Source organism: Xanthomonas sp. BRIP62409 (assembly GCF_003992965.1).
GTDB classification, from domain to species: Bacteria; Pseudomonadota; Gammaproteobacteria; order Xanthomonadales; family Xanthomonadaceae; genus Xanthomonas; species Xanthomonas euroxanthea.
Window position 1 is genome coordinate 124920 of the sequence record NZ_QEZJ01000024.1, and the last position, 22196, is coordinate 147115.

General features: G+C 60.0%; 18 protein-coding genes and 1 tRNA gene. 10 read left to right on the top strand and 9 right to left on the bottom strand.

What is annotated here, in order from left to right; genetic code table 11:
* Nucleotides 1-58 precede the first annotated feature (58 nt).
* Complete coding sequence (aroA, locus tag EO170_RS15470; protein WP_126946253.1) at nt 59-1372, top strand: 3-phosphoshikimate 1-carboxyvinyltransferase; 1314 nt, start codon at nt 59-61, stop codon at nt 1370-1372.
* Between the two features lie 156 nt (nt 1373-1528).
* Here the strand turns inward: aroA and EO170_RS15475 are convergent, their stop codons facing one another.
* Entirely contained in the window at nt 1529-1996 is a 468-nt protein-coding gene (locus EO170_RS15475; protein WP_126946328.1) for an energy transducer TonB, read from the bottom strand.
* A gap of 350 nt (nt 1997-2346) precedes the next feature.
* Entirely contained in the window at nt 2347-3009 is a 663-nt protein-coding gene (locus EO170_RS15480) for an energy transducer TonB (protein WP_164741065.1), read from the bottom strand.
* Between the two features lie 111 nt (nt 3010-3120).
* Here EO170_RS15480 and serS point away from each other — a divergent pair, with 111 nt between their 5' ends.
* The 5 genes from serS to EO170_RS15505 all read left to right on the top strand — a co-directional run bounded on the left by serS (nt 3121) and on the right by EO170_RS15505 (nt 8577).
* The gene (gene serS, locus EO170_RS15485; protein ID WP_126946258.1) at nt 3121-4401 is read left to right on the top strand and encodes a serine--tRNA ligase; all 1281 of its coding nucleotides are present in this window, start codon (nt 3121-3123) and stop codon (nt 4399-4401) included.
* Nucleotides 4402-4860: 459 nt separating this feature from the next.
* The gene (locus EO170_RS15490; RefSeq protein WP_016903391.1) at nt 4861-5877 is read left to right on the top strand and encodes a LysR family transcriptional regulator; all 1017 of its coding nucleotides are present in this window, start codon (nt 4861-4863) and stop codon (nt 5875-5877) included.
* Nucleotides 5878-6182: 305 nt separating this feature from the next.
* Nucleotides 6183-6272: transfer RNA gene (locus EO170_RS15495), tRNA-Ser, on the top strand.
* Nucleotides 6273-6355: 83 nt separating this feature from the next.
* Nucleotides 6356-7828 carry a site-specific integrase gene (locus EO170_RS15500; protein WP_126946261.1) on the top strand — a complete coding sequence of 491 codons (1473 nt, stop codon included), beginning with the start codon at nt 6356-6358 and terminating at the stop codon, nt 7826-7828.
* A 23-nt stretch (nt 7829-7851) separates the two neighbouring features.
* Nucleotides 7852-8577: a hypothetical protein gene (locus EO170_RS15505; protein ID WP_126946264.1), complete on the top strand. Its 726-nt coding sequence runs from the start codon at nt 7852-7854 to the stop codon at nt 8575-8577.
* A 295-nt stretch (nt 8578-8872) separates the two neighbouring features.
* On the opposite strand, the gene EO170_RS15510 is transcribed toward EO170_RS15505, so the two are convergent.
* The 3 genes from EO170_RS15510 to EO170_RS15520 form a co-directional block, all read right to left on the bottom strand.
* Nucleotides 8873-9211, bottom strand: coding sequence for a hypothetical protein (locus EO170_RS15510; protein ID WP_126946267.1), 339 nt, complete (start codon nt 9209-9211; stop codon nt 8873-8875).
* On the bottom strand, nt 9208-9519 hold the full coding sequence (locus EO170_RS15515; RefSeq protein WP_126946270.1) for a hypothetical protein: 312 nt from the start codon (nt 9517-9519) through the stop codon (nt 9208-9210). Before EO170_RS15515 ends, EO170_RS15510 begins: the two co-directional genes overlap by 4 nt.
* Nucleotides 9520-9590: 71 nt before the next feature.
* A complete protein-coding gene (locus EO170_RS15520) occupies nt 9591-10367 on the bottom strand; it encodes a hypothetical protein (RefSeq protein WP_126946273.1) in 777 nt (258 codons plus the stop codon).
* A 108-nt stretch (nt 10368-10475) separates the two neighbouring features.
* Here EO170_RS15520 and EO170_RS15525 point away from each other — a divergent pair, with 108 nt between their 5' ends.
* A complete protein-coding gene (locus tag EO170_RS15525) occupies nt 10476-10826 on the top strand; it encodes a helix-turn-helix transcriptional regulator (RefSeq protein ID WP_126946276.1) in 351 nt (116 codons plus the stop codon).
* Nucleotides 10827-10876: 50 nt separating this feature from the next.
* On the opposite strand, the gene EO170_RS15530 is transcribed toward EO170_RS15525, so the two are convergent.
* From EO170_RS15530 to EO170_RS15540, 3 genes are all read right to left on the bottom strand, one after another.
* Nucleotides 10877-12217, bottom strand: a complete 1341-nt coding sequence (locus EO170_RS15530) for an AAA family ATPase (RefSeq protein ID WP_126946279.1) — start codon at nt 12215-12217, stop codon at nt 10877-10879.
* A complete protein-coding gene (locus EO170_RS15535) occupies nt 12214-13170 on the bottom strand; it encodes a reverse transcriptase domain-containing protein (RefSeq protein ID WP_126946282.1) in 957 nt (318 codons plus the stop codon). The genes EO170_RS15530 and EO170_RS15535 overlap by 4 nt, the downstream gene beginning before the upstream one ends.
* Nucleotides 13171-13382: 212 nt before the next feature.
* Nucleotides 13383-14783, bottom strand: coding sequence for a site-specific integrase (locus tag EO170_RS15540; RefSeq protein ID WP_126946285.1), 1401 nt, complete (start codon nt 14781-14783; stop codon nt 13383-13385).
* Nucleotides 14784-15468: 685 nt separating this feature from the next.
* Here EO170_RS15540 and EO170_RS15550 point away from each other — a divergent pair.
* Both EO170_RS15550 and EO170_RS15555 read left to right on the top strand, forming a co-directional pair.
* Nucleotides 15469-17712, top strand: coding sequence for an AAA family ATPase (locus tag EO170_RS15550; RefSeq protein ID WP_126946291.1), 2244 nt, complete (start codon nt 15469-15471; stop codon nt 17710-17712).
* Nucleotides 17713-18001: 289 nt separating this feature from the next.
* Nucleotides 18002-18739, top strand: coding sequence for a hypothetical protein (locus tag EO170_RS15555; protein WP_241239456.1), 738 nt, complete (start codon nt 18002-18004; stop codon nt 18737-18739).
* A gap of 894 nt (nt 18740-19633) precedes the next feature.
* Here the strand turns inward: EO170_RS15555 and EO170_RS21940 are convergent.
* A complete protein-coding gene (locus EO170_RS21940; RefSeq protein WP_126946294.1) occupies nt 19634-19951 on the bottom strand; it encodes a hypothetical protein in 318 nt (105 codons plus the stop codon).
* 263 nt (nt 19952-20214) lie between these two features.
* Between EO170_RS21940 and mobQ the strand changes: the two genes are divergently transcribed.
* The gene (gene mobQ, locus EO170_RS15565; protein ID WP_126946297.1) at nt 20215-21792 is read left to right on the top strand and encodes a MobQ family relaxase; all 1578 of its coding nucleotides are present in this window, start codon (nt 20215-20217) and stop codon (nt 21790-21792) included.
* Nucleotides 21793-22196 lie beyond the last annotated feature (404 nt).

Genomic DNA, 22196 nt, shown 5'->3' on the forward strand with positions numbered 1-22196 from the left:
GACACTCTTCAACGCGTATCGCCGCACAGGGCGATGCCGCAGCAATCGGATCACACGCATGAGCAGCAGCACGCAGCACTGGATCGCCCGGCAGGGCAGCGCCTTGCAGGGCAGCCTAGCCATTCCCGGCGATAAATCCGTCTCGCATCGCGCGGTGATGTTCGCCGCCCTGGCCGATGGCGTCTCGCAGATCGATGGCTTTCTCGAAGGCGAAGACACCCGGTCCACCGCGGCCATTTTCGCCCACCTCGGCGTGCGTATCGACACGCCGTCGGCGTCGCAGCGCATCGTGCACGGCGTGGGCGTGGATGGTCTGCAACCGCCCAGCGAGGCGCTGGACTGTGGCAATGCCGGCACCGGCATGCGCCTGCTCGCCGGCCTGCTGGCAGCGCAGCGCTTCGACAGCACGCTGGTCGGCGATGCATCGTTGTCCAAGCGCCCGATGCGGCGCGTGACCGGCCCGCTGGCACTGATGGGCGCGCGTATCGACACCGAAGACGACGGCACCCCGCCGCTGCGCGTGCATGGCGGGCAGACGCTGCACGGCATCGACTTCGTCTCGCCGGTTGCCAGTGCGCAGGTCAAATCCGCCGTGTTGCTGGCAGGCCTGTATGCGCAGGGCGAAACCTCGGTCACCGAGCCGCATCCCACCCGCGACTACACCGAGCGCATGCTGTCCGCATTCGGCGTGGAGATCGATTTCTCGCCCGGCAAGGCCCGCCTGCGCGGCGGCCAGCGCCTGCGCGCGACTGATATCGCGGTGCCTGCGGATTTCTCCTCGGCGGCGTTCTTCATCGTGGCAGCCAGCATCATTCCCGGCTCGAACGTGCTGCTGCGTGCGGTGGGCCTGAATCCACGGCGCACCGGGCTGCTGGCGGCACTGCGGCTGATGGGCGCGGATATCGCCGAAGAACAGCATGCCGAGCATGGCGGCGAGCCGGTGGCCGATCTGCGCATACGCTATGCGCCGCTACAGGGCGCGCAGATTCCCGAAGCGCTGGTGCCGGACATGATCGACGAGTTTCCGGCGCTGTTCGTGGCCGCTGCGGCGGCAACCGGGCAGACGGTGGTCAGTGGCGCTGCCGAATTGCGGGTCAAGGAATCCGATCGCCTTGCAGCGATGGCCACCGGCCTGCGCGCGCTCGGCGTACAGGTCGACGAGACTCCCGATGGCGCCACCATTCACGGCGGCAGCATCGGCAGCGGCGTGATCGAGAGCCACGGCGACCACCGTATCGCGATGGCGTTTGCCATTGCGGGCCAGCTGTCCACCGGCGACGTGCGGGTCAACGACGTGGCCAATGTCGCCACCTCGTTCCCGGGGTTCGACAGCCTGGCGCGGGGTGCCGGTTTCGGGCTTGAAACAGCCTGAGTAGACAGACAGCGTTTGAACAAAAACGGTAGTTCTTGGCCGGCACGGATTGCCGGTCGAGGCGGCGCTGGCGCGCAACGCCTGTCAGTCGAGGTTCGGGTGTCGCCTTGCACTCAGTGCGGCGATACCGCTAGCTCACTCGAGTGGTGATCCCACTCAGCGCTCTGCGGTGAACTCCACCGGCACCTGCACGCTGCTGACCACTGCATGGCCATCGCGGGTGGCTGGCTCGAAGCGCCACTGACGCAAGCTGTCCATCACCGCTGCATCCAGGCGCGGGTCGTTGCTGCCGCTGCGATCGACGATGCTCACATCGCTCACCCGGCCTTGCACATCCAGTTGCAGGCGCGCAGTACGACTGCCTTCGATACCGGCCTGTGCGATGTCTGAGGGATAGCGTGGCATCGCATTGCCAGGCAGCGGAATCGCTTCTTCGGTGCTGGTCGGCGCGCACACGGGTTGATGCGCAATCATGGTCATGGCGCGCGGGCCTTCCGATGTCGGCAGGATCTGGCGGCTGGCCGCAGGCACCGGGTGCGTGTCGGTCGCGAACGATTCGTCGCTGTGTCGGGCCCACCACCAGGTCGGCACCACCACGAGCACCGCCAGCAGGGTCGCCCACAGCCAGGGCGAGGCGCCATCGGCAGCGTCGTCGTGGACGTGGTCGTCGGTGTGCGCGGAGCGCTGCGGCAATGCCTGCGTGGGGTGTGGCGAGGGATTGGAGATGAAGGACATGGCCGGCCTCCTGGCGCATCTTTGGGATGACGTGACCAGTCTGGTCGGCCTTGCCTGAGGCGCAGCTAAGGCAGGGCACTCAGGAGGATTTAAGGCGCGGTAGACATTCAGCTTGGTCAACCCGGCGCCGGGCCCGGCTCGATCGCCATCTCCGGTCAACCCATGGCGCTCTCCTCGCCTGCGGCAGGCGGGCCGTCATCGGCGTGCGGGACAACCGACGCATCGCACCGCCGCGCCTCTTACTGCGCCGGCTTGAACTCGAACGGGATATCCAGGCTCCCGGCAATTGGCTGGCCATTGCGCTGTGCCGGATGGAAGCGCCAGCGACGCACCGCTTCCATTGCGGCGCGGTCCAGGTCGCGTGAGCCGCTGCGCTGCACCAGCGTCACTCCGCCCGGGTTGCCCGCCGCGTCCACGTCCACCCGCACCACCACGTCGCCGGCATCGCCGCGACGCAACGCCGCCGAGGGATAGCGCGGCGGCGGCATCTGACCCTGCATCGGCACCGGGCGATCTCCGCCTGCAGCAGCGGCGTTTGCCGGGGCCGCGCTGCCCGGCGCACCGGGAACCGCGTCTTCAGGCAACGGCATGGGGGCAGGCGCAGCCGGCGGCGCGGTCTCCACCAGCGTCGGCGTGTCTTCCGGCGGTTTGGCCTGCGGCATGTCGCTGGCGCCGTCCTGGGCCGGCAGCGGCGCAGGCAGCGGCTGGATGCTGTCGTCGGCCTGCACACCGGCAGCCGGGTGGGCCGGCGAGGCCTTGTAGAAGTCGTCCTTGCGGCCGGTGGCCCACACCAGCAGGAACAACAACAGGCCGGCAACGAAGGCGATACCGGCAATTTTCAGGGTGTGGCGGGGCAGTCGCAGGACGATCTGGCGATCGGACGCAGGGCGGGGCGCGGGCATAGGACTCACCTGAAGGATCGGGCTAATTCTGGCATAGCGGCGGTGAATCGATCGCAGCAGGTGGCGGAACAGGCGATAATCTCGCGCTTCCCACTGACTCACAGACTCCCGATGCTAGATCCGGCCCTGCTTCGCCAACATCCCGCCGACCTTGCCGAGCGCCTGCGCAGCACGCGCAGTTTCTCCCTGGACACCGCGGAACTGGAGTCGCTGGAAAGCGAGCGCAAGCGCATCCAGGTGCGCACGCAGGAACTGCAGAGCCAGCGCAATTCCAAGTCCAAGGCGATCGGGCAGGCCAAGGCCAAGGGCGAGGATGTCACTGCGCTGATGGCCGAGGTGGCCGGTTTTGGTGAGGAGCTCAAGGCCTCCGAAGAAGCGCTGGACGTGATCCGCGCCAAGCTCGAGACCATTGCGCTGGGCCTGCCCAATCTGCCGGCCGACGATGTGCCGCAGGGCAAGGACGAGAGCGAGAATGTCGAGCAGGCGCGCTGGGGCACGCCGCGCCAGTTCGATTTCCCGGTCAAGGACCATGTGGAACTTGGCGCGCCGCACGGCTGGCTGGACGGCGAGACCGCTGCCAAGCTGTCGGGTGCGCGTTTCACCGTGCTGCGTGGGCCGGTCGCGCGGCTGCACCGCGCGCTGGCGCAATTCATGCTCGACCTGCATGTCGGCGAGCATGGCTACGAAGAAACCAACGTGCCGCTGCTGGTCAATGCCGAGTCGATGCGCGGCACCGGGCAACTGCCCAAGTTCGAGGACGACCTGTTTCAGACCGAAGTGGGTGAATCGCGCCGCTACCTGATCCCTACCTCCGAGGTGCCGCTGACCAACATCGTGCGCGACGAGATCGTCGACGCCGAGCGTCTGCCGCTGCGCATGACTGCCCATTCGATGTGCTTCCGCGCCGAAGCCGGCAGCGGCGGCCGCGACACGCGCGGCATGATCCGCCAGCACCAGTTCGAAAAAGTGGAACTGGTCACCGCCTGCGCCCCGGAACACAGCGATGCCGAACATCAGCGCATGACGCGTTGTGCCGAAGTGGTGCTGGAAAAACTCGGCCTGCCGTATCGCAAGGTGCTGCTGTGCACCGGCGACATGGGGTTCTCCGCGATCAAGACCTACGATCTGGAAGTGTGGCTGCCATCGCAGGGCACCTACCGCGAGATTTCGTCGTGCTCGAACTGTGGCGATTTCCAGGCGCGGCGCATGCAGGCGCGCTGGCGTAACCCGGCCAGCGGCAAGCCGGAACTGCTGCACACACTCAACGGTTCCGGCACCGCCGTGGGCCGCGCGATGATCGCGGTGATGGAGAACTACCAGAACGCCGATGGCTCGATCAATGTGCCCGAGGCGCTGCGTCCGTACATGGGTGGGATCGAGCGGATCGGGTAGGAGCGGTTGGCGCAATTGCCACGCAGCGCAGCTGCCAGGCGGGCGCGGCCGATGCCCGGCGTTGTCGTGCAGCTGTGATATGCGGCGCTGCGTGTGCCGTCAGCTCCCACTGACGACTGCTCGCGTTCGTCAGGCACTTAAGCAGTGGTGCCCGCGCGGCTGCTGGGCTGCCAGATGTGCCGCCGCGTCACTGACAAACCTGGAACAGAAACGGGGCCAGCGATGGCCCCGTTTGCATGTCCATGCAGCGGCCTCTTGCGTCGCCGATCGTGGCGAATGTGCTCTAGCTTTTTTTTTCCACCCCAGCCGCGCCGCCAGCTATGCCTTTACCGTGGCGAAACCGATGGAGCTCGGAGCGCAGCAGTTCGCGGTCCTGATTGCATGAAACTACATTTCTGGTGTATCAGGTCGTTGCTCTGTTGGGATAAAAGTGATTAAATGTCACTTATCGTTCTATTCATGGATGCCTGCGCCATGCACGACCTGAATGACCTGTATTACTTCGCGATGGTGGTGGACCACGGCGGCTTCGCTGCAGCCGAGCGTGCGCTCGGAATCCCCAAGTCGCGCCTGAGCCGCCGCATCAGCCAGCTCGAAACCGATTTGGGCGTGCGCCTGTTGCAGCGCTCCACGCGCCGCTTTGCAGTCACCGATGTCGGCACCAGCGTGCACCGGCATGCCCAGACCATGCTGGCCGAAGCGCAGGCCGCGCGCGAGGTGGTGGACCGTCTCAGCGCCGAGCCGCGCGGCCTTGTCCGCGTGAGCGTTCCGGTCTCGCTGGCGCAGATCCAGTTGCCCAAGCTATTGCCGGAATTCCTGGCCAAGTACCCCAAGGTGCGGTTGCAGCTCAACATCAGCAATCGCCGCGTCGATGTCATCAACGAGGGCTACGACATCGCGCTGCGCGTGCGCTCGCGCCTGGACGACGACGGCAGCCTGGTGATGCGCAGCTTCGGCCAGGTGCAGGAGTTGCTGGTGGCCAGCCCCAAGTATCTGGACCGCGCCGGGCGCCCCAAGGACCCGAGCGAGCTGGCCAACCACACCACCATGAGCACCAGCGAGGACGAAGCACACCAGCGCTGGGAGTTGCACGGCCCCAACGGCGAGATGCGCCGGGTGGACCTGCAGCCGCGCCTGGCCGGTTTCGACTTCCCGCTGCTGCAGTCGATGGCGCGCGATGGCTTCGGCATCACCATGTTGCCGGAAACCGTGTGCGCCCAGGCAGTGCGCAGCGGCGAGCTGGAAGTGGTGCTGCCGCACTGGTCGCTGCCGCAGGGCATCTGCCACGCGGTGTTCGCCTCGCGGCGCGGTCTGCTGCCGGCGGTGCGGGTGTTCATCGACTTTTTGGCCGAACACCTGCCGCAGGAAATCGAACGCTCGCGCTTGGATTGCGGCGGTAACTGCGCCGAGCTGGCCGAGAAGCTCAAGCGTGCGGCCGCAACCGCACCGCGCCTGGCCGTCGCCGAAGCCGGCTGATCGCTGTGCCTGGTCGTCGACGTCCGGGTTGTGGATGTCGGCCCATCAGCGCTGTGTCGCCTGGCAGCGCTGCGTAATCGGAAATGCTGCGTAACCTGGCAAACGGAACAGCTTTGCAGCGCTGTGCAGCTCAACGACACGCGGCGCTTAGCAAAGCGCGTCCGGGCATGCGAGAATGCGCGCCCGGGAGCAATCCCGGGTCGAGGGCAGCGCGCAATGCAGCGTCCATCGACAGACGTCACCCGTTTCGCACGTGGCGCAAGCGTGATCACTCGACGCCTTCGGCGGTCGCGCAAAGCAGCATCGGAGAGATGGCCGAGCGGTTTAAGGCACCGGTCTTGAAAACCGGCGAAGGGTCAAACCTTCCGTGGGTTCGAATCCCACTCTCTCCGCCACTAGATCCTAAGTCATTGATTTCAAATTGAAATCTTGATTCGGGTCGACTGGAAGGCAGGAAGCATGCAGAGGAAACACTCGCATGCGCATTCCACATCACTTGAGCCGGTCTGCCACCGGCCGCTGGTCCTTCGTCCAGCGAGTCCCTGTCGATCTACAGGCCGTGCTCGATTGCCGGCTGATCAAGCGCACCCTTTGGACAAAAGACCTAACCCAGGCACACGTGCGTGCGGTCGTCCTGGCATCCGGCTATGCTCGACTCTTCGCACAGTTGAAGGATCAACGCGTGGCCAAGCTCAGCAAAACGGATGCTGACCTGCTCATTGCTCGACTAACGAGCGCGGAGAACCTCCAAGAGCTCACGTTGAACCGGAGCCGCTCCCCAGACGGCACGGTCACGGAGCAGTGGCAGATCGACAGTCCAAAGGATTTGAAGCTCTATCGCCTACTGATGGAGCTGGAAGCGCTGGATGCCGAGAATGCGCGGTTTCATCACTCGCCGGTCAGGGCGCAGTCCACTCCGACGCCGGCACCTCGCGGCCCGATAGCGTCAGCGGCTACGCCCGCGATCGAAACGATGACCCTTGGCAAGGCCCGTGACGCATTCCTGGCGACACTCAAGCCTTCCACGTTGCCTAAGACGTTTACGATCAAGAAGACGGCCATTGAGGCGTTGGTGGCGTTCCTCGGCCCGAAAGCCAAGGTCCATGCCATCACCCGCTCAGACTTGGCGCGCTGGTATCAGGACATGCGGGAGAAGGGCGCATCAACGCCCACGCTCACGAACAAGCAGAGCTACATCGGTGGCAAAGGTGGCTTCTTCGAGTGGGCCATGGCGTCGGGTTATTACCCTCGGGGCGATAACCCGGCGAGCGGCCACGTGAGCTACTCCCAGCGCGAAAAGCGTGCTCGGAAGAAGCTGGGTTTCAAGGCTTATGACCGAGCGCAGATCCAAGCCCTGTTTGCGCCGGAGGCGCTGGCCAAGCTATCCGAATCGGCACGCTGGGCCTCGCTCATTGGGCTTTACACGGGGGCCAGGGCGTCGGAGGTTGGCCAGCTGCTTATCAAGGACGTATTTGAGGAGGACGGCATCCCGTGCATCCGCATCTCAGACGAGGGTGAGCACCAGAAAGTCAAAACCGAGGTCAGTCTTCGGACGGTGCCTCTTCATCCCGAACTCCTCAAGATGGGCTTCTTGGAATGGGTGAATCAGAAGCGCAAGGCCGGTCAAACAAGGCTGTTCCCGGCGGCGAAGGCCACGGCGGTCAATGGGCAAGGCAACTGGATCACCAAGGCCTTCAGTCGGCATCTGGCCGAGGTGGGCAAGGGCTGGGAGCCAGCGAGGCGCGGGTTTCATTCTCTCCGCAAGACTTTTATCCAAGAACTACAGGGAGCTGGTGTGGTGTCTGAGCTGAGGGCGCAAATCGTCGGCCATGAGCTCGATGATGAGCATCACGCGACCTACGGACGGCTCTTCACTGTTACTGAAAAATTGAACGGTCCAAGTAACTACTCTCCAGGACTCAAGGCATTGGTTTTGCAACTAACTAAGTGAACAACTTACTCCCATCGAGCCCTATGAGAACTAACGACTTTAAGGCGGTCCACTTCAACGTCGGCAGCAGCCGTGTTCACCGAAATGGGGTTGATTTGGCCAAAATTCTTGGCTTCAATCTAGACGATAACGCACTCATTCAGCTTGCAGGGGCACCCACTGGCTCCACTGTGACGCTTGTGGAGAAGAGGGAGTGGCCGGAAGTTGATGACGGGGAGAATGTGCCGTCAGGCGTATTGCTGCAAGTGAAAAACGACCGCTATTTCAGTCAGGACTTGGAAGTGGTGATATTTCTGGATGGCCTGGTTGATGTGGCTAGTCTCTACATCAAGCTGGTCATGTTTCTTGACATTCCTGAACGAAAGGGTATCGCTGGGCATATGATTGGCGTGATGGTGGATGGGGCCGCTTCACTGCCTCGGGCTAAGCGTATCCGTCTATGGGCGGCCGGAGGGTTTCTTTGGAAGGATTACGCTGCGGGGTTGCGTTGGTGGGGGTATGTTGCTTGGCCCAAGTACGGATTCGACTGCTTCATACCGAATGCCACTTTGGATCTGATCTCTCGTTTCCCCAACTACCCTCGTGGACTCGGGGGTTGCAAGAAAGTATCTGACGTGATAAGGTTGCCTGGAGGGAAGGATTTTTGGAAGCTGGCTGGCGAAGGGGATTACATGGATTTCACCTTGGCTAAAAATTCGGTCTCCATGGTCTTTCTTAACGATTTCTTGTCTTGCGGAGGTGACATGTGATGCATTTTAAAACCTCTCTTCCCACCCAGCGACAGAACGAGAGCGCCAAGCCTCTGGTTAAAAGCCAGGTTCCCACTGCCAAGGTCTACACCGAAAAGGTATTGGACGAAAGCTCCCGCAAGAAAATCCGCGATGCGAATCGGCCGCACGCAAGCGTGCCTTTTAATCTAATTTAGATCAAATATTGAATTGACCTTCATTAGCAAGCCCGGCGAAAGCCGGGCTTGTTCGTGACGGGGGCATGTCCTGCTGTGGCAACTTTGACGCAAATGTAACCGTGTGATTGGGCTCTCCACTAGCTCAACTGCGAATAGAGCACCAAAAGCAACATTGGCAGCCCGCTCAGCACGGCGAATGCTCCGAGTGCGCCCAGCATGGTCAGGACGGTCATGACCCACCACTGCCACCATGAGAACCCTGTGTCCCGGGCCTGGGCAGCGTGTGCTTCAACCGGGTAGAGGGCCGCCGCCTTCCGGCTTGCGCGTCGGGCCATGAGTGGCCCGACGACGAATCCGAAAGGTCCCAAGAGGAGCAGCGCGCCCGAATACCACCAGAAGAACCGGTCTCGCGGGTTCATCAGCTTCCGTGATGCGAGATGCCTATGGGACGAAACGGATGGGGGCAGGGCGCTCATTTCGCGTAAGCCTTCCAAGTCCCCGACTCCTTTGCATAGCGCAGATTTTTGCTCACCGGGATCGGCACCTGCTGACCGCCGATGTCGATGGACACTTTTCCGGCCGTGTCGCACCGGTAGCCCTCCATGTCCTCGGCCTCTACGCACCCGGACAGCTGGAACTCTTGGATTCCGGTGATCTGACCCGCGCCACTCTGGGTAAGCAGGGCTGCCAGGGCCTTCTCGGCATCGCCGTTGGAAGGAGGACCGGCGCAGGCGGTCAGAGTGAGGGCACAGGCCAGGCCGGCCAGGGGGAACCTTGCTTTCATAGGTCATTCCTTGATTGGTATGGGGTGGGCGGCGGGCGGCCGACCAGCTAGGTTGAGTCCGCGAGGCGGGCTTACTTGTCGCGGTTGCCTTCCGGTTTGAACCCGGCGAGCCACATGCGGCTGTCCTTGAACGGCGTGAGCAGGCCACTGGCCCCGGGATGCAGGTCGGCGGTCTGGATGAAGCCCGAAACCCAGGCGACTCGGAGAGCCACGTCAACAGCGCGGTCCGATACACCAGGGCGAGACACGTTGACTACGAACGGCTGGCTGGGCGGGTTCGGACCGGTCGAGCGGTTGGAGCCCGTGTTGGGCCTACCCGCCGGCACCCGAATACCGGTGAGGGCATCCCTGCCTTTCCACAGGGCCGAGGTGTTGAGCTCCGCTGTCTCGCCCAGGTCGTCGGTCTCGGTCACGGCGGCATTGGCGCAGGTCCGGAACGTTTCCACCGTCGAAGCGCTAGCGCTGGTCCAGATCCTGGCTTCCACGGTCCAGCACGGCAGAGACGCGCCCCATTCCTGGAACCTCAGGGCAACGCGGGGCCAGTCGAGCTTGCCTTGCTGGGCCTGCTGGTGGTTGTCCTGCTTGAACAGGCCGCGGATCTTTCCCGCCCCGCCGACTGGAACATAGATGGCCCCGCCACTGACGCTGGTCTTAGCTCCGCTGTGGGCCGGCTTAACCCCGACCATCTGTTGCCCGGCGTCCTTCAGGCTGCTGCCCAACTGGCGGAAGAAGCCGGGCTTGTTGGGAACCGCTTCCTGCTCCGGGTGGGTCTGCGCACCAACTCCAGAGGCCGTCAGCAACAGCGCGGCAGCCAGTGCGGTGGCAGCTATCGTCTGGTTCTTCTTCATGAAACCCCCTGCAAAGCCGCCCGTCTGGCGACGTTTGCCAATATGGCAAATGCAGGGCAACATTGGAAGCGGCAGACTAGCGGGTCAATTCAGCATTCGTTGGTCTTCATGCCCGCAGCACTGCCTCCATCGACCACCCTCGGCCGCCGATTGCGGGAAGCCCGGTTGGCTAAGGGCCTCACTCAGGCCGAGTTGGGAGCAGTGCTGGGCTTGGAGGAAGAGAACACTGCCGCTCCTAGAATTTCGCGATACGAGCGAGGGGATCGGATGCCAGACAACGAAAGCATGGCAAAGCTGGCAGAGGCTTTAGGGCCGCCCGTTGCCTATTTCCACGCAGTCAGCGAGCCAGTGGCAGAAGCCATCCTGGTGATGTCGCAGCTGCCAGAAGGGGCGCAAGAGGAGCTGGTGCGGCAAATGCGCGACTTCGCCCGAAACAACTTGCGTGGGCGTGGGGGCTAGTGCGGGAGTGGCGCCTTGAAGTCTGCCGCCTTCATAAAATCCAAATGGCGTCAGCTATGCGGCGGCGGCAGCAGGTCAGTCAAGACGTGAGCAATAGATTGAAAGCCTGCCTCTTGTCTTGCGATTAGGTAATCGAAAATCTGCTCTTGCGTGGCAATCTTCTTGTCTTTCAGGTAGTTTTCAAAATCTTTTTCACTTGTAAAGTTATCTCGCTCGGTGACGAAGGGGAACTCGGCATCTTCGTGCCTAGCTGCCCACAGTGCTTTCTCGACGCTTTTCAGAGGAATCATATGGATACGGTCGTTCTGAGCATATTTCTCTTTGCATTGATCGCCGTCGAGGATCGCGATCACCCTTTCCGGCGCAGCTAAGAAGCGATCTGTATCGTTGCTCTCGATGAAGCCTGCGACCTGAGACGCTCCTCCGATGTATATCACCTTGTAGCTGAGTAAGGTGGTGGGACAATATCTCTTAACTAGATGGTGGATTAGGGCTATGAGCTTCTTGTCTTCCGTTGCGATATATCGGTCATATCCAATAAAGCCGAACAGCTTAAGCATCGCTTGGCTGAAAGAGGTGGGCGTGATGGAAACGCCGCCATTTTGCTCCTCCATATAAAATAGCTCTTCAATCTCCAACTGCTGCATAAGCGCAAGGGAGTGAGTTGTGAAGAGGATCTTGCGGTCGTATTTTTCGCAGAACCCGCGTAGCCAGCCTGGAAGATTCGCTTGGGCTGCTGCGTCTAGCGAAAGGTCAATCTCGTCAATCACCAGCAGCTTTGAGGGACCCTTGATCGTCCGGAAGAGATTGATTAGGAAGTGCTCCCCAGAGCTTAGATAATCCTCTCGGACATATGTGCCGTCTTCCCTGACGAGAGCGTAGTAGCTTTTCCCCCTGAGTCGAACCTCGACCATTGCTGAGTAACGGTCAGTCTCGTAGACGGCGTTCAAAAACGAGATAAGCTCATCTGGGTGGTCATAAGTTCCAAGCGCAATAGCGGTCCGAATGTCTTGGTCTGCCTCGCTGGCGCTTCTGAAGTAGTTGAACCGAGCCCCGTATGGCATTGGAAGCTCGGCAGCGATTAGCTCGCGAAACTCTTTGGAAATCTTCTCATGGCAATCGAGAGAGCGAACAGCGTCGTTGTAGGCAAAGGTTATCTGTTCGCCGTCCAAATCATAGACAATCCGGCTCCCCTTGGAGAAAGCGTAAGGCGTTGCTGTTCGCACGAAAGTGTCTGAGTTCGAGAGGTTCCGAAGCGCCCTAACCAAGGTCGTCTTTCCTGCCCCGTTTCGGCCGACAAAGCACATCAGTCCGCTCTTGGAAAGATCCACGTCTAAATGGAGATGAGCGACGTGCTGGATAGCGTCCAGCGTCACCTGTAGGCGGCTCATTGCGCAGACCTGTGCAGGAGGCTGTCAATGACGGTGGTGCCGAACTTGCTTCTTAGCTTTTCGAGATAGGCCGGGTCTGCAGAATGAGCGTAGCTGACGAGGCCGCTAAGGCGCTCCAGCCCCTCCTCCATCCCTTGGTTGGGGGTCTCCTCAAATATCTTCAGCAACTTAGCCCTGTCTCGCAGGTAAAAGTGAATCCAAGACTCTATTCGATTCCTAACTTCTCGATCGAGAGAGACATCTCCACTCGGAAGAATGACCAGCCCTAAGTGCTTGACCTTTCGGCCGATAGTTGTCAGCTTGCTCTTGGCGGGATTGAGGCGGAAATCGTCGCCGATCTCAGCAGAGAGGCAGTCCTCTATGACAGTATCAGCGTCTGAGAGCTTGGCTCGATCGTCTGTCGACAGCATGATGTCGTCTGCATAGCGGGTATAAATCCATCCCCGGGTCTCGCTGATCTGTGCCAAGCGCTGATCGAAAGAGAGGAGGCAGGCGTTGCTTAGAATGGGGGAGGTGGAGAACCCAATGGGCAGCTTCCCTTCGACCGTTAAGAGATTAAGGATGTGCTCCAGGTGATCCTGTAAGTCAGTCACTGGAGTCTGGTTTTCCGCCAACACTTTGCGAATCAGCGGGGTAGTGATGCTGTCGAAAAAGCGTTCCAGATCTGTCTGGAAAAATGCCCGGCTCTTCGCATGCGGTTCGACCGCCTGGATGATGGCCGCGCCTCTGCGGTAAGCAAAGGAAACCGACGTATCGACTGGTAGGTGATCCAGGACGACCCGACTCAGAAAGACGTGGAAGTCCTTGAGCGTGCTCGAAGGCTTATAGATTGTGCGGTGCTTCCAAGGGACTGGAGTGTAGTTGTCCTGGGGATGAAGGGTCAAAAACTCTTCAAACCGATATTTGCCGTGAAACATGGCGTCGAACAGCTTAAATAGCGGCTGTGGGATCACGGGTCTCGGCCTATCGCTTCATGGGATGAAGGAAGCGTAGCCGATTACGTTCGGGCTGCACATACGAAATGCCCGGTCGGGCGTGGGCCTTCGACCGGGCATGCGTAAATTGATGAAACGCCCTAGGGACCAGACGGTTGACCGGAGCTACTCCTGGTCGCTGGTATGAGAAAATGCTAGCACGGGTGGCGCGACACGTGCAAGCCCTCGCTTTAGGGGTAGAACTTGCTGGAATCTGCTAGCCATTTGGCGAACTGCCCCCTCTTGTAGCGCGGTAGCTCGACGGCGGGCTGATACAGCTCGAGGGCGCTGATTTGCTTGCCTCGGGTCACCTGCGGCTTTTTGTGGAGGTAGTGGGTGCGGAGAACCTGGACTCGGTCCCGCTTGTCGGTCGCGTGGCCCGTGACCAGGGCAATCTCCCGCTCCGGCACGTCCTGGACATCGAGTTCGGTGGCCAGCGTGTGGCGGAAGGCGTGGAATCCGACGCCTCTGGGAAAGCCTAGGCTCTTCAGATAGCGGCCGAAATCCACGACAAACTGTTGGCTATAGCGCGCGTTGGTCTCCCCTGTAGCGCGGTTCACACCAGCAGAGAGTAGAGGAAACAAGCGTGGGTGCCCGGTCGCTTTCATGTCCTCCACGAACTCCAAAAGGCCTGCCTCCAATAGAGGCTTGGCGATGGGGATGATGCGCATGCAACCCGCGCCCTTCATGCTCTGCCGGCTCCGCCGCTGTCGCTTCGGGTCGGCGGCCAAGTCTGGGTCGAGTGTCTTTTGGAAGGCGATACACCAAACACCGCGTTCCTCGATGATGTCGGTCAGCTTCAACTGGCAGACTTCATTGACCCTGGCACCGGTATACAAGCCGAGCATCGGTGCCCACCAGTGCTGCGGCCTTTTCGCCCAGGGGATGAAGGTTGCGGGGTCGAAGATGGCCTGCAAATCTGTGTCCTCGAACAGACGGATGGCCTTTTCCGGATCGATGGTGTGATCCTCCTTGGGCTTCCGGAAGGCCTTCATGGGCGAAGAGACAATGGCCTGTCCGTTCACTAGGTGATTGAAGAAGGCGACCAAGAAGCGCCTGTGACGCTCTTTGGTGGCGGCGGCCAGTGGCGTCACGTCTTGCTCTTTGCCCAGGGCGATGGCTTCGTCGAAGGTGAGATCCTTCAGTAGTGGGTCCGACACCAAGTTCCTCGGAGCCCAGCGCAGCAGCTTCCAGAGATCTTGGATGTGGTGATAGTCCACTCGAGCTGCGGAAATATTGCCGCAGGTGCGTAGCAATAGCTTGAGCGTGCGCTCGGTGGCGAGCACGGTTTTTGGGTCCAGTTCCCGGCGGCGCATATCTTCCAAATGGTCCTCGATCTCCTTGGCTAGGGGGCGAGCCGGGGTTCCCATAGGCAACGGCTCTGGATACCGAGTGCCGCGCTTCATGTCTTGCTTACGGCCTGTCTCGTCCAAGGCCGCCAAAATACATTCTTGGAGATTGATGGCGGCCTCGCGGCCTTGAACGATAGCCCTGTCGATTCGGAAGCGGCCGATGTGGATGCCTTCCAGATGCAGAGTGCCAAATGGCGAGGCGATGTAATCAGTGAGTGCTGCGGAGGGTAGGGTGGTCACGGTTCACTTCCATCAGTAGATGGAAGTAGGGATAAAACAGGCGGCCATTTCGTCAACCCGGTTGATAGAAAAATCTGCGTGCCGGGCAACGTCCCTAGGCGTTGGGTTGATGGCGGGGTGAGCTCTCGGGGAGCGTCAGATCCGTTATCCTTGCGAAACCCTTTAAAACAAAGCGTTTCAGCGGACTATTTGCCCATTTATCGCAGTCAATTCTGTACTGTTTGCAGTTAATTGCCTAACAACCACTGCTTTGATAAAACCTTTTCAAGCTGAACGCGTGATAAACGAAATGTCATTGTGTTAGTTTAAAGGGATACGGGGTCGTCGAAATGACGGTTCGTGCCCGGGGGTATACACAGTGCTACGGTGACCATGGGCACCTTTCATGGATGAGGCTTAAAGATGATGCGCTTTCGTTTGAGGGACATCCAATGGGAGACGGACGGGGCGTCCCCTATCCTGCCCACCCAGTGCGCGGTCGAGTGCGATGGCGAGGACCAGATTGCCGACACCCTGAGCGGCTTGCATGGGTGGCTTGTCAGAGGCTTTGTTATTGAAGAAGACTCTTCGCTGCCAAGAGACCTGGGGCGCACCTAGGGTGAATCTGCTGAGAAGGCGTCACTTTTGGTCCCATCTCTGATTCAACTTGAGCTTTTTTCTGTGAGCGAGCTGCCAGGGGGGCACCTTGATTACCGGTCTGTCGATTCATCGATATAAGAGCTTTCATCCTGCGGTTGCTCCGCCTATCAGCTTTGAACCTGGGACACCTCCAAAGCCAGTGTTCCTCTATGGAACCAACGGAGCTGGAAAGAGTGCAATCGGGGAGGTGATTCAAGGGATAAGCAGTGGCGATGAGGAGTTTTCTCACTGCCAGATGCAAACCTCCAACAACACCGCCTATCGCGTGCTTGTCTACAACCAGCGGTTCGTAGACAAGGTGATCCGGACAGCAGAGGGGGTTCCTGGAATCTTTACCATAGGTGCCTTGGATGCTGAGGCCCAGGTTGAGATCGAAGGCAAGAAGGCAGAGGCTGAGCAGCTTGAGGCGCAGCTTGAAGCGGTCAAGAAGAAGATCGAGCAATCGATCGAGGCGGGCAAGAAAGTCCATGAAGCAGCCATAGCCGCGGCCTGGAAGGCCCACAGTGATTACAATAAGCCCCCGTTTCGCGATCTGTTGAACGGGTGGCACAGCGACCGGAAGAAGTTCTTCGAAGAGCTCGACAAGTATGCTGTGGCCGACGATGTCGAGCTCGATAGCTTGGATCGTCTGCAAGAGCGCCAGGCCGACGCAACCAGCACCGAAACTGCTCAGGGAAAGGTCTCGGTTGACCTGTCAGGTCTTGCGGTAATCGAGTCGGATCCGATCTGGGCCGAGAGGATTGTGGTCTCTTCTGCTAGCCGGTTGGCCCCTTTGATTGAGAAGTGGGGGAACAGCGACTGGGTCGGGCAGGGGCGTGACATCCTACACGGAGACGACTGCCCCTTCTGCCAGCAGAAGCTGCCGGAGAAGTTCGCGGAGGATTTGGCCAAACTTCTTGATGGAGACAGACAAGCTCGTGTCGACCAAGTAAAGTTGCTTGCTGATCGCTATGAAGCGACTGTCGGACAGATAGAGGTGTCGATAGCGCAGGTCTTTAAGCACACCTTTGCGCAGAAAGATGCGGCTCTGTCTCAGGCCTGGGAACTGCTGCTTGCACGGCTCAGAGCGAACAGTGCGTTGATGAAATCCAAGGTCGACAAGCCAGCAGAGCCGTATGAAGTTGCGGCAAGCGACATTGAGCCGACGAAGGATGCCATCGGCACCATCAACCAGCGAGTCAACGAGTTCAACGCAAGAATCGCTGATCGGGCTGCTGAACAAAGCCGTGTCCGAACGATGTTTTGGCAGGTGATGCGTCGCGAAAGGGCTCCTGTCTACGATGCGTATAAAGCGAGCAAGGCCCCATTGGTGGAGGCCCTGACGGCAGAACGTGCCGAGAAGACCGCCATTGAAAAGAGCTTGGGCGACGTCACCGAGCGCCTCAAGGAGCTGGGTCAGCTCCAAACAGGTGTGGGGGCGGCAGTCGAAAAGATCAATGCGCGCCTAGCGGGCATGGGTGTCACCTCTTACTCCATCTCAAGTAAAGGAGCGGGTCACCTGTATTGCTTGAGCCGTCCTGGGCAGGCAGAGGGCGACATGACTTCGCTCAGTGAGGGCGAGAAGACACTCATCTCATTCCTCTACTTCCTCGAGCGCCTGAGGGGATCTGACGAGGCAGATTCAGCTCCGGTCGACCTGGGCAGAACGATTGCCGTCATCGATGACCCGATTTCTAGTCTGTCGCACAACTTCGTGTTCGACATTGCCTCCATCATCCAAGAAGAACTCATCAAGCCGACCGAAGGGGTGCCGCGATTGCGTCAGGTGATCGTGCTGACCCACAACCTCTTCTTCCTGCACGAGATGCTCCGACAGACCGTGGGCCCAGAGTTGGCCAACCAGGACAAGCGATGCCAACTGCTCCGGGTGGTGAAGTCAGACCATACGAAGGTTGTTCCGATGAAGGCATCGGAGATGATGAACGACTACCAGGCACTATGGCAGGTGCTTCGAGATGCACGCGATTCCAATACGCCGGCGATCATGGTTCCCAACGCCATGCGATGCATCCTGGAGCACTTTTTCTGGTTCACTCACCAAGAAGAGAAGTTCAAAGTAGCTCTGAAGAAGGTTGCCGTTGCCGATGCATCATTTACGCCGTTGGCGCGCTTCCTGGACAGAGGTTCTCACAAGGATGGAATCAACATCACCGTGATGGACTTCAATCATTACGACTTGAACTACTACTTCGACAAGTTCAAAGCAGTCTTTGATGCAGCGGGCTTCCCGGAGCATTACGCCGCAAATATCGGGACTAACCAAGTGCAGGACCCCGTCCCAGCTCCTTGACAGCTATGAGAGGGGCTTGCCTGGCAATGCCCTTCCAAACCGAGAGGGCAGGCTGTCGCAAAAGTGCTCTTAGGACGAGTTCTTACCGCTGGTTTTATCAGTGCGTGAAGTATCGCGCCACCTGCGCGCCGAGCAGTTGGCTGTGTGTGGGGTTGCCAACGGTGAGGCCGTCCTGGTCTGCCCGCGGCTCCCAAAACGGCGACGAAGGCGCTCATCATGCGTCTCAATGTGAACTTCCACCGGACGCCTGTGGACGCCGAGAAATAAGGGATGGTGATCAGTGACAAGCGTGGAAGAGCTGGATCTACGTATCCAACAGATCGACGGGTGGATTCGAGCCTTGACCAGTGAAGTTCACTTCCTGGACGAACGCGTTCATCTGGTCAAGCCCCTGGTTCAGGACAGGGAAGTGCAGGCGGCGATGCAGGCCAAGTTGGACGGAACGTTAGGGGCGGAGTTATGGAACCACCTGGTCCCCTTGCTTGGACAGGACTACATCCGCGAATTGGCAAGATTGTTCCTGGACGAGGGCAAGAAGACAGGAAGCCTTACCAACATCTGGCGCAAGCTAAATGTGTCAGGTGTTAGTGAGAGATACAGAGTTAGCTACGGTCACAAGGATGACTACCATTACGACAGACCGATGGATGGATTCACCCATGAAGTCAGAGAGGAATGGCGGCAACAAGATCGTGAAAAGAATTTGGCTCAGTTCGACAATGAATGGTCGAGCCTTTCCAAGGCGATGGAAGAGCTGATCAATGATTCAGTTGGCAACAGCATTCGAACGTTTCGGGATAAGCGCCATGCCCACTGGGAAATGCAGCCATTGGGGCACGATCCAGCACCTTTCAACATCAGCACGCTTGGCCTAACCTATGATGCTATCTTTGCCTTCGGTCAGAGATGCGAGCAAATTCTGGCGGACCTCGGCAAGCTGCTCACCGACACCCACTGGGAACCTTCACAGTTTAGCGAAATGAGCGCAGAGCAGGGCAAAGCGTTGTGGATGACTTTGGCTAAATGACGCCTTAGTGCGAATAGATGCCAATCAGGAGAAGTGTCGATGGCGAGGTGTTGGGCTCACAAAGTGGGCGGTTGTGACACGATGTCGGGTGAGCATGTCATCAGCAATGCCGTCTTCGTCCCGGGGTGTGGGTGCCCTGTGCTTATCGAAGGGGTTGCCAGAATTCGTGGCGGAGCCGCGACGCCCAACGCGGAGAAATCAAACATCCTTTGCCGCCGGCACAACTCAATGCTTAGCCCGTTGGACGATGCAGTGGGAAGGCTGGCAAAGTTTCAAGCGGCCAGTGACGATGAGGACTTCTCCGAAACGCTCTATATCGACGGCGAGCTGTTAGAACGTTGGCTACTCAAGACGGTCATCAATTTTGGCGCGGCAGGATGGATGGGGCCTCAGAAGCTAGTTCCTTCGCCGGGCATTGTCAGCGCGATCTTTGGAAACTCGCCTCTTCCTCCGGGCACTGGTCTATACTCCGTTGACGGCATTGATGCAAATCACCGTCCCTCTGGTGGAGTTACAGTGCGTCCGTTATTTAGGACCTCACCAAGGGGGCGGGAACTTGTTGGGGCCTATGTGGCAGTGCACGGCTTGGGATTGCTTGCGTGTCTTGATGACACTCTTCCACTCCAAATAGATGAAAGAAATGCTCCCGAGCTGTTTCGGAGTTCCCAATCTGGAGCCTCTCGGATTCTCTATCATCCGGGGGCCATCGTCATGGATCGGAAGCGAGGGAAGCCGCTGATAGTTGGAATGGCATGGGGTGGGGTGTTTCATTTTGCGGACGGGACAACTGCTACATTGGCCCAGGCTCAAGCCGGAAGTAGAGCTTAAGCAGCTTGAGACGTCAGCGATGCAGAGTGGCACCGCGTCTTCATGGACAGCATTGCCTCGTCCACCTCAGCATAGGCCTGCGCCTCCGAAAGCGTTCGTCCTCCGGGCACCCAACTCAGTCGCACGCGTGACAACTGCTTGCTCTTGGCGGGAATCCAGATGTTGTAGTAGGGCTCCAATTAGCTCCGCGTCGTCCAGTGATTGGGCACCAGCCAAGAAGACCAGGTCAGCCACGCGCTGCCGTCGTTTCATTTCTTCACGCTTCGCCATTGCCTGCTTTTTCGCTTCGCGGCGCCGGTTGGCTAGAAGCTCCCGTGCTTGCAAATGAGCCAGTCGTTCCGTAGCTCGTTGGATTTGGCCTCGGTAGTGATTCGTTGCGGTCATGCAGCTCTCCAGTCGTCCTACCATTGAGTCAAACACGAAAAAGCATCCCGTCAAATTTTTGAGAACGCCATGCGTTTGGAGGTCGCAAGAATCGCGTGGCGCTGAAAAACAGGGCATAGAAGAAAGAAGCAAGAGCGCACCTAGGTGTTCCTGCGGAACACGTGCGCAAGGGGCTGTGCCCCTTGAACCCCAATCGCTTTCAGCGCTTGCGAAAACCGAAAGCCAAGGCATAAACAAAGCAACGTCCACTGCTTTGGAGCCTCATGGCCATCTACCACGCCAACGTCAAAACCTTTAGCCGAGCCAAAGGACATTCGTCCATCGCTGCGGCCGCCTATCGTGCCGGCCTCCTGCTCGAGGATGAGCGCACAGGTCAGCGCCACGACTACCGCCGGCGGGACGGCGTGGTCGAGACGCGGTGCGTCATTCCGGAGGGGGCCCCCGATTGGGCCCTGATTCCGGCTGCGCTTTGGACGCAGGCCGAAGCCTCCGAGCGCCGCAAGGACTCGACCATCGCCAGAGAGTTCGAGTTCGCCTTACCCCACGAGCTCAGTGATGAGCAACGCTCTGCCTTGGCTGCCGAAGTCACCCGTGCCTTGGTGGATCGATATGGCTTCGCTGCGCAGGCGAGCATCCACAGTCCAGGAAACAAGGACGGGCAGAACTGGCATGTCCACGTGTTGGCCACCACCCGGCGTTTGGGGCCTGAAGGTTTTACAGACAAAACGAAGGAGCTCGATGGTGGGCCATCGGGCAGGGCAGAGGTCGAATGGGTCAGGGAGCTGGTCGCCCGAGTCACCAACGCACACCTGGAAGCGGCCAGCTTGGACATCCGGATCGATCATCGCAGCCTGAAGGCCCAGGCCGATGACGCATTGGCGCGCGGTGACCTGGTCGGTGCGGCTGTGTTGTCACGGGAACCGACGAAGCACATGGGGAAAAACGCATCGGCCATTGAGCGACGTGGGGGCAGGTCTCAGCGCGGTGAGGTGAACCGGCTGATTGAGGAGGACAACGAGGAGTCGTTCAATGAAATGCTGGCGCAGTTCGAGCAGGAGGGCAGGGCCATGGATATGCCGCCGGGCCATAGCCGTCAGCAGGCTCGCCATGAATCACGCCGAGCCTCTCCGGGGACGCTGACGTTCTCCGACGGTCGCATCGAAATGTCGCAGGGGATGGCCAGGGTCGCGAGCGCGGGCCGACAGGGGGAGGACGAGAAGTCAGGCCAGGCCACCGTAACACTCGAATCCATCAGGGAGCAGGTGGTTCAACTAGGCGCGACACTGAGGGATGACCTGGCTGTCCAGGGGCTCCACACGACGTTGAACGCAGTCCAGGTGTTGGCTGCAAATCCGCTACCGCCAGATGACAGCAAGGACTACCGCTCCATTCTCAGTCGGCTCCTGGTGGGCCTGCGCCGTTTTGCCGCGGCACTGGCCCGCTTCCCACGCCGCCTTGAAGCCGTCCGTCGTGCCGTTCGTCTCCGGCACATGGCCGAGCAATCTTGGCATGACTTCGTCGCGAACCATCCAGAGCCCGGTGTGCCTTGGGCGGCCGGCGACTGGGCAAAGAGGCGGGGCCGTCGCCTCGCTGCGCTGGAGCAACGCTCAGCAGAGCTTGCGAGGGCCCAGGCGGCCGCGACGCCAGAACAGGAGATGGCTTGCGCCCAGGAGCTCGTCACTCGTGCCGAGCACTTGGAGGGGGTGAGCCAGGCGTTCCTCGAGAGGCCATCCCCTCGGCCGGAGGGTCCAGCGATCAGCCCTACACCGCGCTTGCGTCCAGCCCCGTCGGTAGAGCCACCGGCTTACCGTCCCGCACGAAGGCGTCCCCGGTTGCATTGAAAGAACAAGCCCCGCGATGCGGGGCTTTTGCTGGCTTCGGTTGGGTCCGTCAGTGGAGGGCTGGTCCTGAGTTTCCGGGGGAGGGCGCGCGGGTTGCTTTGGGCATGCGGTCCCGTCGCCATTGCTCCGTGGCCACGAAAGCGCGGTCTACCAGGGCTTCCCGAGTTCGAGCAGCGCCTGTGGGTGTTGGCGGCTTGTAATCGAGAGTAGGAACGGATCGGCCTTGCCATTGCCTAATCAGCTCTGCCGAAGCTTCCAAGGCATAACTTACTTCCTTGGCGCACTCTCCTGATTCCCGTGGGTGCCTGCCGCACATCAACCCAGTGAGGATTTGGCCGGCAACGAGGAACTGGGGGTTGGACAACATGATTGCTCCTTTGAGCATAGAGGGTGCACTCATCAAA

Coding starts and splice junctions, on each gene's coding strand:
- EO170_RS15515 (WP_126946270.1), bottom strand. CDS start 9,519: ATGAAAGCAAGGTTCCCCCTGGCCGGCCTGGCCTGTGCCCTCACTCTG.
- EO170_RS15500 (WP_126946261.1), top strand. CDS start 6,356: ATGCGCATTCCACATCACTTGAGCCGGTCTGCCACCGGCCGCTGGTCC.
- EO170_RS15510 (WP_126946267.1), bottom strand. CDS start 9,211: ATGAGCGCCCTGCCCCCATCCGTTTCGTCCCATAGGCATCTCGCATCA.
- EO170_RS15530 (WP_126946279.1), bottom strand. CDS start 12,217: ATGAGCCGCCTACAGGTGACGCTGGACGCTATCCAGCACGTCGCTCAT.
- aroA (WP_126946253.1), top strand. CDS start 59: ATGAGCAGCAGCACGCAGCACTGGATCGCCCGGCAGGGCAGCGCCTTG.
- EO170_RS15505 (WP_126946264.1), top strand. CDS start 7,852: ATGAGAACTAACGACTTTAAGGCGGTCCACTTCAACGTCGGCAGCAGC.
- serS (WP_126946258.1), top strand. CDS start 3,121: ATGCTAGATCCGGCCCTGCTTCGCCAACATCCCGCCGACCTTGCCGAG.
- EO170_RS21940 (WP_126946294.1), bottom strand. CDS start 19,951: ATGACCGCAACGAATCACTACCGAGGCCAAATCCAACGAGCTACGGAA.
- EO170_RS15480 (WP_164741065.1), bottom strand. CDS start 3,009: ATGCCCGCGCCCCGCCCTGCGTCCGATCGCCAGATCGTCCTGCGACTG.
- EO170_RS15490 (WP_016903391.1), top strand. CDS start 4,861: ATGGATGCCTGCGCCATGCACGACCTGAATGACCTGTATTACTTCGCG.
- mobQ (WP_126946297.1), top strand. CDS start 20,215: ATGGCCATCTACCACGCCAACGTCAAAACCTTTAGCCGAGCCAAAGGA.
- EO170_RS15525 (WP_126946276.1), top strand. CDS start 10,476: ATGCCCGCAGCACTGCCTCCATCGACCACCCTCGGCCGCCGATTGCGG.
- EO170_RS15520 (WP_126946273.1), bottom strand. CDS start 10,367: ATGAAGAAGAACCAGACGATAGCTGCCACCGCACTGGCTGCCGCGCTG.